The sequence below is a fragment of the Kitasatospora sp. NPDC004272 genome, assembly GCF_053603035.1.
This window is the reverse complement of the sequence record NZ_JBSGET010000106.1, coordinates 14,810-29,192: the sequence shown is the minus strand read 5'-3', so window position 1 is coordinate 29,192 and position 14,383 is coordinate 14,810. Positions and strand designations below refer to the sequence as shown.

At 71.0% G+C, this 14,383-nt stretch carries 11 protein-coding genes; 2 read left to right on the top strand and 9 right to left on the bottom strand.

What is annotated here, in order from left to right; genetic code table 11:
* Window positions 1–95 precede the first annotated feature (95 nt).
* From whiA to uvrC, 4 genes are all read right to left on the bottom strand, one after another.
* Window positions 96–1,076, bottom strand: a complete 981-nt coding sequence (gene whiA / locus ACWEO5_RS27540; protein ID WP_014138611.1) for a DNA-binding protein WhiA — start codon at window positions 1,074–1,076, stop codon at window positions 96–98.
* Window positions 1,067–2,122: a gluconeogenesis factor YvcK family protein gene (locus ACWEO5_RS27535; protein ID WP_452164914.1), complete on the bottom strand. Its 1,056-nt coding sequence runs from the start codon at window positions 2,120–2,122 to the stop codon at window positions 1,067–1,069. The genes whiA and ACWEO5_RS27535 overlap by 10 nt, the downstream gene beginning before the upstream one ends.
* A 61-nt stretch (window positions 2,123–2,183) precedes the next feature.
* On the bottom strand, window positions 2,184–3,062 hold the full coding sequence (gene rapZ / locus ACWEO5_RS27530) for an RNase adapter RapZ (RefSeq protein ID WP_452164915.1): 879 nt from the start codon (window positions 3,060–3,062) through the stop codon (window positions 2,184–2,186).
* Between the two features lie 2 nt (window positions 3,063–3,064).
* A complete protein-coding gene (gene uvrC / locus ACWEO5_RS27525; RefSeq protein WP_452164913.1) occupies window positions 3,065–5,068 on the bottom strand; it encodes an excinuclease ABC subunit UvrC in 2,004 nt (667 codons plus the stop codon).
* 179 nt (window positions 5,069–5,247) lie between these two features.
* Between uvrC and ACWEO5_RS27520 the strand changes: the two genes are divergently transcribed.
* The gene (locus tag ACWEO5_RS27520) at window positions 5,248–5,679 is read left to right on the top strand and encodes a hypothetical protein (protein ID WP_452164912.1); all 432 of its coding nucleotides are present in this window, start codon (window positions 5,248–5,250) and stop codon (window positions 5,677–5,679) included.
* Window positions 5,680–5,796: 117 nt separating this feature from the next.
* On the opposite strand, the gene ACWEO5_RS27515 is transcribed toward ACWEO5_RS27520, so the two are convergent.
* Window positions 5,797–6,222, bottom strand: coding sequence for a Rieske (2Fe-2S) protein (locus tag ACWEO5_RS27515; RefSeq protein ID WP_452164911.1), 426 nt, complete (start codon window positions 6,220–6,222; stop codon window positions 5,797–5,799).
* Between the two features lie 103 nt (window positions 6,223–6,325).
* On the bottom strand, window positions 6,326–9,202 hold the full coding sequence (uvrA, locus tag ACWEO5_RS27510; protein WP_452164910.1) for an excinuclease ABC subunit UvrA: 2,877 nt from the start codon (window positions 9,200–9,202) through the stop codon (window positions 6,326–6,328).
* Window positions 9,203–9,555: 353 nt separating this feature from the next.
* Here uvrA and ACWEO5_RS27505 point away from each other — a divergent pair, with 353 nt between their 5' ends.
* The gene (locus ACWEO5_RS27505) at window positions 9,556–10,209 is read left to right on the top strand and encodes an MBL fold metallo-hydrolase (protein WP_452164909.1); all 654 of its coding nucleotides are present in this window, start codon (window positions 9,556–9,558) and stop codon (window positions 10,207–10,209) included.
* Between the two features lie 54 nt (window positions 10,210–10,263).
* On the opposite strand, the gene ACWEO5_RS27500 is transcribed toward ACWEO5_RS27505, so the two are convergent.
* The 3 genes from ACWEO5_RS27500 to uvrB all read right to left on the bottom strand — a co-directional run bounded on the left by ACWEO5_RS27500 (window position 10,264) and on the right by uvrB (window position 14,359).
* Window positions 10,264–11,247 (bottom strand): TerC family protein, encoded by a 984-nt coding sequence (locus ACWEO5_RS27500; protein WP_452164908.1) that lies wholly within the window; start codon window positions 11,245–11,247, stop codon window positions 10,264–10,266.
* Window positions 11,248–11,471: 224 nt separating this feature from the next.
* Window positions 11,472–12,056 (bottom strand): TerD family protein, encoded by a 585-nt coding sequence (locus ACWEO5_RS27495; protein WP_344552904.1) that lies wholly within the window; start codon window positions 12,054–12,056, stop codon window positions 11,472–11,474.
* 212 nt (window positions 12,057–12,268) lie between these two features.
* On the bottom strand, window positions 12,269–14,359 hold the full coding sequence (gene uvrB, locus ACWEO5_RS27490; protein WP_452164907.1) for an excinuclease ABC subunit UvrB: 2,091 nt from the start codon (window positions 14,357–14,359) through the stop codon (window positions 12,269–12,271).
* Window positions 14,360–14,383 lie beyond the last annotated feature (24 nt).

Genomic DNA, 14,383 nt, shown 5'->3' with positions numbered 1-14,383 from the left:
GGCGAGGGAGTTGACCGAGCGGCGGCAGCTGTTCGCCGCCGCCCTGGCCCGGCACGCGTGCCCCTCGGGTGCGCCGTCGGACGGTTGACCGCCCGTCAGTTCAGGGCCATCTCCTCGGTCAGGTTGGCCTCGGTGTTCGGCAGGCCGAGTTCGGCGGCCCGCTTGTCGGCCATCGCCAGCAGCCGGCGGATCCGGCCGGCCACCGCGTCCTTGGTCAGCGGCGGGTCGGCGAGCGCGCCCAGTTCCTCCAGCGAGGCCTGCTTGTGCTGCATGCGCAGCGCGCCGGCCGCGGCCAGGTGCTCGGGCACCTCCTCGCCGAGGATCTCCAGGGCGCGCTGCACCCGGGCCCCGGCGGCGACCGCGGCGCGGGCCGAGCGGCGCAGGTTGGCGTCGTCGAAGTTGGCCAGCCGGTTGGCGGTGGCCCGCACCTCGCGGCGCATCCGGCGCTCCTCCCAGGCGAGCACCGACTCGTGCGCGCCGAGGCGGGTGAGCAGCGCGCCGATCGCGTCGCCGTCGCGGATCACCACCCGGTCGACGCCGCGCACCTCGCGGGCCTTGGCCGGGATGCCGAGCCGGCGGGCCGCGCCGACCAGGGCGAGCGCCGCCTCCGAGCCCGGGCAGGTGATCTCCAGGGAGGAGGAGCGCCCGGGTTCGGTCAGCGAGCCGTGCGCGAGGAAGGCGCCGCGCCAGGCCGCCTCCGCGTCACAGGTCGCCCCGGAGACCACCGCCGGGGGCAGGCCCCGGATCGGCCGTCCGCGTCCGTCCACCAGCCCGGTCTGCCGGGCCAGCAGTTCGCCGTCCTTCACCACCCGCACCACGTACCGGCTGCCGCGCCGCAGCCCGCCGGGGGCCATCACCACCAGATCCGAGGAGTGTCCGAAGATCTCCAGGAGGTCCTTGCGCAGCCGCCGTGCCGCAATGCCGGTGTCCAGCTCCGCCTCGATCACGATGCGGCCGCTCACAATGTGCAGTCCGCCCGCAAAACGCAGGATCGCCGAGACCTCCGCCTTGCGGCAGCAGGCACGGGTGACGGGAAGCCGGGAGATCTCGTCTTTCACCGCTGCCGTCATCGCCATGGGCTGATCCTTCCATGAGTCCGGAAAATCCGGTCGTACGCGGCGGCCAAGAGCTCCGCGTCGTGTCGCGGGGTGCCGTCGTCGCGGGCCACCGAGTCGAGCACCAGGGCGGCGCCCATCCGCTCGGCGGCCTGTTGCAGGCCGGCCAGGTCGGCGACCCCGAAGGCGCCGCCGCTGACCGCGCGCTCGTCCACCAGGATCGCGTCCACCGCCAGGTCGGGGGCGTGGTCGGCGATCACCTCCAGGTGGCGCTGCGGGGTGAAGCCCTCGGTCTCGCCGGGCTGCGGGGCCAGGTTGAGGGTGAGCAGGCGGCGGGCCCGGGTCTCGGTGAGCGCCTTGGCCAGCTCGGGGACCAGCAGGTGCGGCAGCACGCTGGTGAACCAGGAGCCGGGGCCGAGCACCACCCAGTCCGCCTCCAGGACGGCCTGCACGGCCTCCGGGACGGCCGGCGGCCCGTCCGGCAGCAGCCGGATCGACTGCACGGTGCCGGGCGTGATCGCCACCGCGGCCTGGCCGCGCACCGCGGACACCTCGCCGGGACGCAGCGGGTCGTGGCCGCGCACCTGGGCCTCGATGTCCAGCGGGACGGCCGACATCGGCAGCACCCGGCCCTGCACGTTGAGCAGTCGGCCCACCCAGTTCAGTGCCTCGACCGGGTCGCCGAGCTTCTCCCACAGCGCCACGATCAGCAGGTTGCCCACCGCGTGGCCGCCGAGCTCGCCGCTGCCGGCGAAGCGCTGCTGGATCACCTCGGACCAGGTGCGGCCCCAGTCGTCGTCGCCGCACAGCGCGGCCAGCGCCTTGCGCAGGTCGCCGGGCGGCAGCACGCCGAGCTCGGCGCGCAGCCGCCCGCTGGAGCCGCCGTCGTCGGCGACGGTGACCACCGCGGTCAGTTCGGTGGTCAGCCGGCGCAGCGCGGACAGCGAGGCGGACAGGCCCTGTCCGCCGCCCAGGGCGGCGATGCGGGGCGCGCCGGGGCGCGGCTGGGCGGCCCGCTCGGCGGGTCTGGTCCGGAGCTGCTGCCGTGCTGGCACGTATCCCGTCACGCCGACACCGTGTTCCTGTCTCGTGCTCGGCCGGGGCGGCGGTGCGGGTGGTTCCCGGCCGCTACTCCCGGCCCATGTCCCGGTGGACCAGCACCGTCTCGACCCCGTCCGCGATCAGACGCTTCGTCAGCTGTTCGGACATCGCCACGCTGCGGTGCTTGCCTCCGGTGCAGCCTACGGCAAGCGTCATGTAACGCTTCCCCTCCTTCCGGTAGCCCTCGGTGATGATCCGCAGCAGGTCGGTGTAGCCGTCCAGGAACTGCTGGGCGCCGGGCTGCTGGAACACGTACTCGGCGACGTCCGGGTCGGTGCCGGTGCGGGCCCGCAGCTCGGGGACCCAGTGCGGGTTGGGCAGGAAGCGGCAGTCGACCACCAGGTCGGCGTCGACCGGCAGGCCGTACTTGAAGCCGAAGGACATCACGGTGGCGCGCAGCTCGGGCTCGTCCTGGCCGGCGAACTGGGCGTCCATCTTGGCGCGCAGCTGGTGCACGTTGAGGTTGGAGGTGTCGACCACCAGGTCGGCCTCGCCGCGCAGTTCGCGCAGCAGCTCGCGCTCCCGGGCGATGCCGTCGACGATCCGGCCGTCGGCCTGCAGCGGGTGCGGGCGGCGGACCGACTCGAAGCGGCGGACCAGGGCGTCGTCGGAGGAGTCGAGGAAGAGCACCCGCAGCCGGACGCCGCGCTTCTCCAGCTCCTCCAGCGAGGTCAGCAGGTCGTCGAAGAATGTGCGGCCGCGCACGTCGACCACGACGCCGATCCGCGGTACCGCGCCCTGCGAGCGGGCCCCCAGGTCGACCATGGTGGGGATCAGCGCGGGCGGCAGGTTGTCGACCACGAACCAGCCGAGGTCCTCCAGGCACTTGGCGGCGGTGGAACGGCCCGCCCCGGACATGCCGGAGATGATCACCAGCTCGGGGGTGGTCTCTCCCCCGTTGGACACTGTCACGTCTCTTCCCCGCTTCTCGGTACTGCTGTGGCCGTGCTGTCTTCGATGATCTCGCCGGTCGCGGTGTTGACCGCGAATGCGGCGGGTGTACGGGAGGCCAAGGCCGCGACAACAGTCTCGGCGGTGCGGCGCCCGATCCCGGGGACCGCGCAGATGTCGTCGACGGTCGCCGCCCGCAGCTTCTTCAGCGAACCGAAGTGCTTGAGCAGGGCCCGGCGGCGAGTCTCGCCCAGGCCGGGGACGGAGTCCAGTTCCCCCGCCGTGAGCCGTTTGGCCCGCTTGGCCCGCTGGTAGGTGATGGCGAAGCGGTGCGCCTCGTCGCGCACCCGCTGCAGCAGGTAGAGGCCCTCGCTGGAGCGCGGCAGCACCACCGGGTCGTCCTGGCCGGGCAGCCAGACCTCCTCCAGCCGCTTGGCCAGCCCGCACACCGCGACGTCGTCGATGCCCAGTTCCTCCAGCGCCCGGACGGCGGCGGCGACCTGCGGCTGCCCGCCGTCGACCACCAGCAGCTGCGGCGGGTAGGCGAAGCGCTTGGGGCGGCCGTTCTCGTCGAGCGGCGAGCCGTCCTCCTCCGGGGCCTGCTCGGGGACGGCCCACTCGCCGGTCTGCTCGCGCTCCTGGAGGTAGCGGCGGAAGCGGCGGGTGATCACCTCGTGCATCGAGCGGACGTCGTCCTGGCCCTCGAAGGACCTGATCTGGAAGCGGCGGTACTCGCTCTTGCGGGCCAGGCCGTCCTCGAAGACCACCATCGAGGCCACCACGTCCTCGCCCTGGAGGTGCGAGATGTCGAAGCACTCGATGCGCAGCGGGACGGAGTCCAGCTCCAGCGCGTCGGCGATCTCCTGCAGGGCGCGGCTGCGGGTGGTCAGGTCGGAGGCGCGCTTGGTCTTGTGCAGCGCCAGCGCCTGCTGGGCGTTGCGCTGCACCGTCTCCATCAGGTCTTTCTTGTCGCCGCGCTGCGGGACCCGCAGGTCGACCTGGGCGCCGCGCAGGGCGGTCAGCCACTCGTGCACGGCGGCGTCGGGCAGCGCGGGGACGAGCACCTCGCGCGGGACCTGCTCGTTGCCCTCGCCGTAGAGCTGCTGGAGGGCGTGCTCGACCAGGCCCGCGGTGTCCACGTCCTCGACCTTGTCGGTGACCCAGCCGCGCTGGCCGCGGACCCGGCCGCCGCGGACGTGGAAGATCTGCACGGCGGCTTCGAGTTCGTCCTCGGCCAGGGCCAGCAGGTCGGCGTCGGTGCCGTCGCCGAGGACGACCGCGTTCTTCTCCATCGCGCGCTGCAGGGCACCGAGGTCGTCGCGCAGCCGGGCCGCCTTCTCGTACTCCATCTCGGCGGCGGCCTGCTGCATCTCCTGCTCCACCCGGCGCAGGTGGCCGCCCGTCCGGCCGGCCATGAAGTCGCAGAACTCCTCGGCGAGTTCGCGGTGCTCGGCGGCGCTCACCCGGCCCACGCAGGGGGCCGCGCACTTGCCGATGTAGCCGAGCAGGCAGGGGCGGCCGACCTGCCGGGCGCGGTTGAAGACGCCGTTGGAGCACGTCCGCACCGGGAAGACCCGCAGCAGCAGGTCGACCGTCTCGCGGATCGCCCAGGCGTGCCCGTAGGGGCCGAAGTAGCGCACGCCCTTCTTGTGCGCGCCGCGCATCACCTGGACCCGGGGGTACTCCTCGTTCAGGGTGACGGCGAGCTCCGGGTAGCTCTTGTCGTCCCGGTACTTGACGTTGAACCGCGGGTCGAACTCCTTGATCCAGGAGTACTCCAGCTGCAGCGCCTCGACCTCGGTGGAGACCACCGTCCACTCCACGGAGGCGGCGGTGGTGACCATCGTCGCGGTGCGCGGGTGCAGGCTCGCCACGTCCTGGAAGTACGAGGAGAGGCGCTGGCGCAGGCTCTTCGCCTTCCCCACGTAGATGACCCGGCCGTGCGCGTCACGGAACTTGTACACCCCGGGAGAGAGCGGGATCGCCCCCGGCGCCGGTCGGTAGGTGGACGGGTCTGCCATGCCCCTACCGTACCGACTGCCGGTGACACTCCGGCGCGGACGCCGTCAGCCGGACGGCATGCCGCACCTCTACCACTCGCACTTCGATGTCACCGGGAAATGTCTCAAATCCGTAGCAAGTGACCGGCGCCCTGGAAATCTATGTCCCCCCTTGCCGATTCCCAGCGAAGAGGACTGCCGTGGAGCACGGACCGCTGCTGACCGACGACGCCCACTGGGCCGAACTGTCGTCGCTACACCGCTGGCGCACCCGTTCACTCGTCGACCACCACGAGGAACGCATCAAGCGCTCCGAGTTGGAGCGGGACCTCCAGCAGATCGCTCAACTCGCGGCGACGCTCGCGGACCGTTCCAAGCGCATGCCGTGCCTGCTCCGCATGACGCCCGGGGCTGAACGGACCTCGTACCACTCGGCGGACTTCCCGTGCGGCCGGGTGACCGGCCACGGACGCGACATCGGCTCGTTCGTCCGAGCGCCCGAGGACCGGATCCCGTACGCCGACCCCAAGTGGTCGCTCATCCTCGTGGACCGGTGCACCGCGTGTGCGTGGAACGCCGCGGCCATGGCGTACGGTCGACAACTGCTCGACACGTGCCTTCCCACGAAGTAAGCGGTTTCGTACATTTTCCGCGCTGATGTACGGATGTTCTGCTGCGGCAGCCGTCGGCCGGGCGTTGGTGGCTGCCGAGCGGGCCCCGCGCTCGGCACTCTCCACCGGCGGGTCCGGTCAGCCCTTGGTGACCTGCAGGTTCCCGTTCTGCACCGCGACCTGGTAGGCGGGCAGCGGCTCCGGCGCGGGGCCGTCCTGGACGGCGCCGTCGGCGATCCCGAACCGGCTGCCGTGGCACAGGCACTGGATCTGGTCCTTGACCACCCCGTTGACCAGGCACCCGGCGTGCGTGCACTTCGCGCTGAACGCCTTGTACTCCCCCGCGGCGGGCTGCGTCACCACGACGGCCTGCTCCCGGTAGACCTTCCCGCCGCCGACCGGCACGTCCGCGGCCGGGCCGAGGTCGATCGGACCGGCGGACTTCGCCTCCTCCTTGCCGCCGGAGGAGGACGAGGACGAGGAGCAGCCGGCGGCCGTGGCCCCCGCGAGCGCGACGGCCGCGCAGCACAGCACGGTACGGCGGGAGGCGGTGGGCTCGGTCATCGGGGCTCCTCGGTACGGGTTTTGGCGCCAGAAACCTAGCACGCGCGGCCGGGTCCGCTCGGAGGGCGCGTGCCCTCGGGGCGGACCCGGCCGCGCGCGGCGGCTACTTCTTCCTGCGCTTCGCGGGCGCCGCGTCCGAGACGCCCGGGAGGATGTCCCGCAGGAACTTGCCGGTGTGGCTGGCGGTGCTGGCCGCGACCTCCTCCGGGGTGCCCTCGACGACCACGCCGCCGCCGCCGGAGCCGCCCTCGGGGCCCATGTCGACCAGCCAGTCGGCGGTCTTGATGACGTCGAGGTTGTGCTCGATGACGATGACGGTGTTGCCCTTGTCGACCAGGCCCTCCAGGACCTTGATCAGCTTGCTGATGTCCTCGAAGTGCAGGCCGGTGGTGGGCTCGTCCAGGACGTAGACCGTCCGCCCGGTGGAGCGCTTCTGCAGCTCGGCGGAGAGCTTGACCCGCTGGGCCTCGCCGCCGGAGAGGGTGGTGGCGGGCTGGCCGAGCCGGACGTAGCCGAGACCGACCTCCTTGAGCGTCCTCAGGTGCCGGGCGATCGCGGGGACGGCCTCGAAGAAGTCGAGCGCCTCCTCGATCGGCATGTTCAGCACCTCGGCGATGGACTTGCCCTTGTAGTGGACCTCCAGCGTCTCCCGGTTGTAGCGGTCGCCGTGGCAGACCTCGCAGGGGACGTAGACGTCCGGCAGGAAGTTCATCTCGATCTTGATGGTGCCGTCGCCGGAGCAGTTCTCGCAGCGGCCGCCCTTGACGTTGAACGAGAACCGGCCGGGCAGGTAGCCGCGGACCTTGGCCTCCTGGGTCTCCGCGAACAGCTTGCGCACGTGGTCGAAGACGCCGGTGTAGGTGGCCGGGTTGGAGCGCGGGGTGCGGCCGATCGGCGACTGGTCGACGTGCACCACCTTGTCGACCAGGTCGGTGCCGGTGATCCGGGTGTGCCGGCCGGGGACGCTGCGGGCGCCGTTCAGCTCGCGGGCCAGGTGCGCGTACAGGATGTCGTTGACCAGCGTGGACTTGCCGGAGCCGGAGACGCCGGTGACGGCGGTGAGGGTGCCGAGCGGGAAGGCGACCGTGACGTCCTTCAGGTTGTGCTCGCGGGCGCCGTGCACCACGAGCTGGCGCTTCTTGTCGCGCGGGCGGCGGGCCGCCGGGATCGGGATGGCGCGCTTGCCGGAGAGGTACTGGCCGGTCAGCGACTCGTCGTTGGCCAGCAGCTCCCTCAGCGAGCCGGAGTGCACCACCTTGCCGCCGTGCTCGCCCGCGCCGGGGCCGATGTCGACGATCCAGTCGGCGGTCTTGATGGTGTCCTCGTCGTGCTCGACGACGATCAGGGTGTTGCCGATGTCCCGCAGCCGGACCAGCGTCTCGATCAGGCGGTGGTTGTCGCGCTGGTGCAGGCCGATGGACGGCTCGTCCAGCACGTACAGCACGCCGACCAGGCCGGAGCCGATCTGGGTGGCGAGCCGGATGCGCTGGGCCTCGCCGCCGGAGAGCGTGCCCGCGGCGCGGTTGAGCGAGAGGTAGTCCAGGCCGACGTCGACCAGGAAGCGCAGCCGCTCCAGCACCTCCTTGAGCACCCGCTCGGCGATCTGCTTGTCCCGCCGGTCCAGCCGCAGCTCGCCGAGGAAGTCCGCGCAGTCGCTGATCGACATCGCGGAGACCTCGGCGATCGAGCGGTCCATCACCGTGACGGCGAGGACCACCGGCTTGAGCCGGCTGCCCTTGCAGGTCGGGCAGGGCACCTCGCGCATGTAGCCCTCGAAGCGCTCGCGCCCGGCGTCGCTCTCCGACTCGGAGTGCCGGCGGGTGACGAACGGGACGACGCCCTCGAACGCGGTGGTGTACGAGCGCTCGCGGCCGTAGCGGTTGCGGTAGCGGACCTCGACCTGGGTCTTGTGCCCGTACAGCAGCGCCTTCCTGGCCCGCACCGGCAGCCCGGCCCACGGGATGTCGGTGCGGAAGCCGAGCTCGGCGGCCAGCGCGTTGACCAGGCGCTGGAAGTACTCCTTGGTGGCGCCCTGCGACCAGGGGTGGATGGCGCCCTCGTCGAGCGACTTCTCCTCGTCGGGGACGATCAGCTCCGGGTCGACCTCCATCCGGTTGCCCAGGCCCGAGCAGTCCGGGCAGGCGCCGAAGGGGGAGTTGAAGGAGAAGGAGCGCGGCTCCAGCTCCTCGAAGGAGACGTCGTCGTACGGGCAGTAGAGGTGCTCGGAGAACATCCGCTCGCGCTCGGGATCGTCCTCCGGGAGGTCGACGAAGTCGAGCACGACCATGCCGCCGGCCAGCTTGAGGGCGGTCTCCACCGAGTCGGTGAGCCGGCGCTTGGCGCCCGCCTTCACGGTGAGGCGGTCGATGACCACCTCGATCGTGTGCTTCTCCTGCTTCTTGAGCGTCGGCGGCTCGGTCAGCTGGACGGTCTGCCCGTCCACCCGGGCCCGGGCGTAGCCCTTGGACTGCAGGTCGGCGAAGAGGTCGACGAACTCGCCCTTGCGCTCCCGGACGACCGGGCTGAGCACCTGGAAGCGGGTGCCCTCGGGCAGCTCCAGCACCCGGTCGACGATGGCCTGCGGCGACTGCCGGGCGATCGGGCGGCCGCAGTGCGGGCAGTGCGGCTTGCCGATCCGGGCGAACAGCAGGCGCAGGTAGTCGTACACCTCGGTGATGGTGCCGACGGTGGAGCGGGGGTTGCGGTTGGTGGACTTCTGGTCGATCGAGACGGCCGGGGAGAGGCCCTCGATGAAGTCGACGTCCGGCTTGTCCATCTGCCCGAGGAACTGCCGGGCGTACGAGGACAGCGACTCGACGTAGCGCCGCTGGCCCTCGGCGAAGATCGTGTCGAAGGCGAGGGAGGACTTGCCGGACCCGGAGAGGCCCGTGAAGACGATGAGGGAGTCCCGGGGCAGGTCGAGCGAGACGTTCTTGAGGTTGTGCTCGCGTGCACCGCGGACGACGAGGCGGTCTGCCACTGCTACTGGCGCCTTTCTCCGGGTCGAAGTGGGATCGGGAGGAGGGTGGTGTGCTTCTTCCAGGATGCGCCCGCCAGCGTACTAGCTCATTCGTTCGAATCTGAGCCCGTCCAACGGCGGCCACCCGTACGGGTGAAGGGCACCCTCGCTCGACGGTAGCGCCAACGACTGACAACCGGCCCGGGCAACGCCCGGGCCGGTCGCCGCACGACCGCTCGAACGGGGACGGCCCGCAGGTGCGCCGGGGTGACGAGGGTCTCGTCGGTCCCCGTTCCGCCCTGCCCGCGCTCCGCCCGATGGAATGATGGTGGCCGGTTGACGAGGGTCCAGAGCAGCGAACGAGGAGCGGCGTGATGACGTACCACGGAGCGGTGAAGGTCGGCGGGGCGCCGGACGTCCGGGAGCTGGCCCACCTGATCGTCACCAAGCTGGCGGTCGGCCCGCACGACAACAACGCCTACCTGCTGCGCTGCCGGGCCACCGACGAGCAGCTGCTGATCGACGCGGCGGCCGACGCCCCGGTGCTGCTGGAGACGGTCGGCCCCCGGCTGGCCGCGGTGGTCACCACCCACCGGCACCGCGACCACTGGGGCGCGCTGGCCGAGGTGGTGGCCGTCACCGGCGCCCGCACGATGGCCGGCCGGATCGACGCGGAGGGCATCGACGTGCCCACCGACCTGCCCCTGGAGGACGGCTCGGTGCTGCGCTTCGGGCAGGTCGAGCTGACCGTGCGCCACCTGGTGGGCCACACCCCGGGCGCGATCGTGCTGCTCTACGACGACCCGCAGGGCCACCCGCACCTGTTCACCGGCGACTGCCTGTTCCCGGGCGGGGTGGGCAACACCTGGGGCGACCCGGCCGCGTTCGACTCGCTGTTCCGGGACGTCAACGAGAAGGTCTTCGACGTGCTCCCGGACGAGACCTGGGTCTACCCCGGCCACGGCGACGACACCACCCTGGGCGCCGAGCGCCCGCACCTGCCGGAGTGGCGCGAGCGCGGCTGGTGAACCGACGGCGGGGCCCCGCCGGATCCTCCCGGCGGGGCCCCGTCGTACGCGGGCTCAGGCGTCGATCTTCTCCGGCTCGGCGCCCTCCTCGGCGGCCTGCTTCTTCGCGGCGACCAGGCTGGTGACGGTGGTGACCGCCAGGGTCAGCACGATGAAGGCCAGCGAGACCGGGATGCTGATCTCCGGCACGTGCACGCCGCTCTCGTGCAGCGCGTGCAGGACCAGCTTGACCCCGATGAAGCCGAGGATCACCGACAGGCCGTAGGAGAGGTGGACCAGCTTCTTCAGCAGCCCGCCGATCAGGAAGTACAGCTGCCGCAGGCCCATCAGCGCGAAGGCGTTGGCGGTGAAGACGATGTACGGGTCCTGGGTGAGGCCGAAGATCGCCGGGATCGAGTCCAGCGCGAACAGCACGTCGGTGGTGCCGATGGCCAGCATCACGATCAGCATCGGGGTCATCAGCCGGCGGCCGTTCTCCCGGACGAACAGCTTGGTGCCGTGGTACCGGTCGGTGGAGGGGAAGCGCCGCTCGATCGACTTGAGCAGCCGGTTCTCCTCGAACTCCTCCTCTTCCTCCTCGGAGCGGGCCTCCTTGATCAGCTTCCAGGCCGTCCAGACCAGGAACGCGCCGAAGAAGTAGAAGACCCAGGAGAACTGGGAGACCAGCGCCGCGCCGCCGGCGATGAAGACCGCCCGCAGCACCAGGGCGATGATCACGCCGAACATCAGCACCCGCTGCTGGTAGATCCTCGGCACCGCGAACTTGCCCATGATCAGGATGAACACGAACAGGTTGTCGACGCTGAGCGATTTCTCGGTGATGTAACCGGCGAAGAACTCACCGGCCGGCTTCCCGCCGCCGTACCACCAGAGGAAGCCGCCGAACAGCACGGCCAGGGCGACCCAGACCGCCGTCCAGACGCCGGCCTCCTTGATCGAGACCTCGTGCGGCTTGCGGCCGCCGATGAAGAAGTCGGCCACCACCAGGGCGATCAGCACCGCGATGGTGCCGCCCCACAGGCCCGCGGATACGTCCATGTCTGCTCCTCCGGCAGATAGGCGAACAATCGTCACTGCCGGAGGTCTCTTCCGCCGCGCGGCCCGCGCACCGCGGGCACCGCACGGCCAGCGCCCCGGGGCGCCGCGATGGGCGCCCGTGATGACGGGGTCGCTGAACGGGGAATACTCCCCTCCGCTCCCAGAAGGTTAACAGGAAGCCCAAGGGAAGGTAAAGAAGGTAAAGGAGTCCCGCTGCGGAACGGTCAGAGGAACGGCTCGATGAAGGGCAGCATGTCCCGGAAGGTGCGGCCGCTGGCGGGGGCGCCGATCGCGGTCATCTTCCAGCCGCCCTCGCCGTCCCGCGCGACCTTGGCCATGATCTGCCCGGTGTGCGGACCGCCGCCGGTCAGCTCGTAGCGGGCCAGCTCCTTGCCGGTGGTCTCGTCGACCAGCCGGCAGTGCGCGTTCTCCACCTCCAGGAAGTTCTGGCCGGTGTACGAGCTGACGGTGAACACGATCTGGGTGACCCGGCGCGGCACCTTGGCCAGGTCGACCAGGATGCTCTCGTCGTCGCCGCCCGCCCCCGCGCCGCCGACCAGGTTGTCGCCGGTGTGCTGCACCGAGCCCTCGTTGCTGATCAGGTGCGAGAAGAACACCACGTCGCTCATCACCTTGCCGTCGTACAGCAGGGCGGAGGCGTCGAGGTCGATCTCGCGGGGGCGGCGGCTGAAGAAGCCGCGCTTCCGGGGAGCGGACTTCCAACCGAGGCCCATCCGGACCACGGTCAGAGTCTCGCCGGTGGACTTCAACAGGCTGACGCTCTGGCCCTTGGCCAGGTTCACGGACACGCTGCCGACCTCTGCTTCCTCCGGGCCCCGCCCGGCGTCCTCGTCGAACATCCGACCGTGCCCGGAACGTTCGGACCCCGGGCAGACCGCGCCCCACCCTAACGCCGCAGCTCCGCCCCGGCGTCCCGGACGGACCGCACTGTGGCCAAACTACGACACACCGACACCCGCCGGACGGGGATTTACCCGCCGCCCGGCGGTCTGACGCCGGATCAGGCCATTCCGGCCTCGCGCATCTGCCGCAGCTCGCGCTTGAGCTCCTTGACCTCGTCCCGCAGCCGGGCCGCCACCTCGAACTGCAGCTCGGCCGCGGCGGTGTGCATCCGGTCCGTCATGTCCTGGATCAGCTCGGCGAGTTCGGCCGCGGGCAGGCTCTTGGCGGGCTTGCGCTCGATGCCCAGCGCCGGGACCGGCGCCTTGCCCTTGCCCTGCTGCCGGTAGCCGGTGGAGAGCAGTTCCTCGGTGTCGACGTCCTCCCCCGCCATGGTGGAGAGCAGGTCGCCGATCTTCTTCCGGAGCGGCTGCGGGTCGATCCCGTGCTCCTCGTTGTACGCCTGCTGGACGGCCCGCCGGCGGTTGGTCTCGCTGATCGCCAGGTCCATCGCGGGGGTGATCTTGTCGGCGTACATGTGCACCTGGCCGGACACGTTGCGCGCCGCGCGGCCGATGGTCTGGATCAGCGAGGTGCCGGAGCGCAGGAAGCCCTCCTTGTCCGCGTCCAGGATCGCCACCAGCGAGACCTCGGGCAGGTCGAGGCCCTCGCGGAGCAGGTTGATGCCGACCAGCACGTCGTACTCGCCGGCCCGCAGCTCGCGCAGCAGCTCGATCCGGCGCAGCGTGTCGACGTCGCTGTGCAGGTAGCGGACCCGGATGTCCAGGCCGAGGAAGTAGTCGGTGAGGTCCTCGGCCATCTTCTTGGTCAGCGTGGTGACCAGGACCCGCTCGTCCTTCTCCACCCGCTGCCGGATCTCGTGCACCAGGTCGTCGATCTGGCCCTCGGTCGGCTTGACGACCACCTCGGGGTCGATCAGGCCGGTCGGGCGGATGATCTGCTCGACCTGGCCGTCGCCGCGGGCCAGCTCGTACTTGCCCGGGGTGGCCGACAGGTAGACGGTCTGGCCGATCCGCTCCTGGAACTCCTCCCACTTCAGCGGCCGGTTGTCCATCGCCGAGGGCAGCCGGAAGCCGTGCTCGACCAGCGTGCGCTTGCGGGAGGCGTCGCCCTCGTACATCGCGCCGATCTGCGGGACGGTGACGTGCGACTCGTCGATGACCAGGAGGAAGTCCTCCGGGAAGTAGTCGAGCAGGGTGTTCGGCGGGGAGCCGGGCTCGCGGCCGTCGAAGTGCATCGAGTAGTTCTCCACGCCCGAGCAGGTGCCGATCTGGCGGAGCATCTCGATGTCGTACGTGGTGCGCATCCGCAGCCGCTGGGCCTCCAGCAGCTTGCCCTGCTTCTCCATCCGGGCCAGGCTCTGCTCCAGCTCGGCCTCGATCCCGGAGATCGCCCGCTCCATCCGCTCCGGGCCCGCCACGTAGTGCGAGGCCGGGAAGACGTAGACCGAGTCGTCCTGGCTGATCACCTCGCCGGTCAGCGGGTGCAGCGTGTACAGCGCCTCGATCTCGTCGCCGAACATCTCGATCCGGACGGCGAGCTCCTCGTACACCGGGAAGATCTCGATTGTGTCGCCGCGGACCCGGAAGGTGCCGCGGGTGAACGCCAGGTCGTTGCGGGTGTACTGGATGTCCACGAAGCGGCGCAGCAGGGCGTCCCGGTCGATCTCCTCGCCGACCTTCAGCCGGACCATCCGGTCCACGTACTCCTGCGGGGTGCCGAGGCCATAGATGCAGGAGACCGAGGCCACCACCACCACGTCCCGCCGGGTGAGCAGGCTGTTGGTGGCGGAGTGGCGCAGCCGCTCGACCTCCTCGTTGATCGAGGAGTCCTTCTCGATGTAGGTGTCCGTCTGGGGGACGTACGCCTCGGGCTGGTAGTAGTCGTAGTACGAGACGAAGTACTCGACCGCGTTGTTCGGCAGCAGCTCGCGGAACTCGTTGGCCAGCTGGGCGGCCAGCGTCTTGTTCGGCGCCATCACCAGGGTGGGGCGCTGCAGCTTCTCGATCATCCAGGCCGTGGTGGCCGACTTGCCGGTGCCGGTCGCGCCGAGCAGGACGACGTGCTCCTCCCCGGCGCGGACGCGGCGCTCCAGCTCGGCGATGGCCGCCGGCTGGTCGCCGTTGGGCTGGTAGGGACTGACGACCTCGAAGGGCGCCACGGACCGCTCGATACTCGTGATGGGACGCACGCCCCCCACCGTACGACCGGCCAC

Coding starts and splice junctions, on each gene's coding strand:
- whiA (WP_014138611.1), bottom strand. CDS start 1,076: ATGGCGATGACGGCAGCGGTGAAAGACGAGATCTCCCGGCTTCCCGTC.
- ACWEO5_RS27500 (WP_452164908.1), bottom strand. CDS start 11,247: ATGGACGTATCCGCGGGCCTGTGGGGCGGCACCATCGCGGTGCTGATC.
- ACWEO5_RS27515 (WP_452164911.1), bottom strand. CDS start 6,222: ATGACCGAGCCCACCGCCTCCCGCCGTACCGTGCTGTGCTGCGCGGCC.
- uvrC (WP_452164913.1), bottom strand. CDS start 5,068: ATGGCAGACCCGTCCACCTACCGACCGGCGCCGGGGGCGATCCCGCTC.
- ACWEO5_RS27505 (WP_452164909.1), top strand. CDS start 9,556: ATGACGTACCACGGAGCGGTGAAGGTCGGCGGGGCGCCGGACGTCCGG.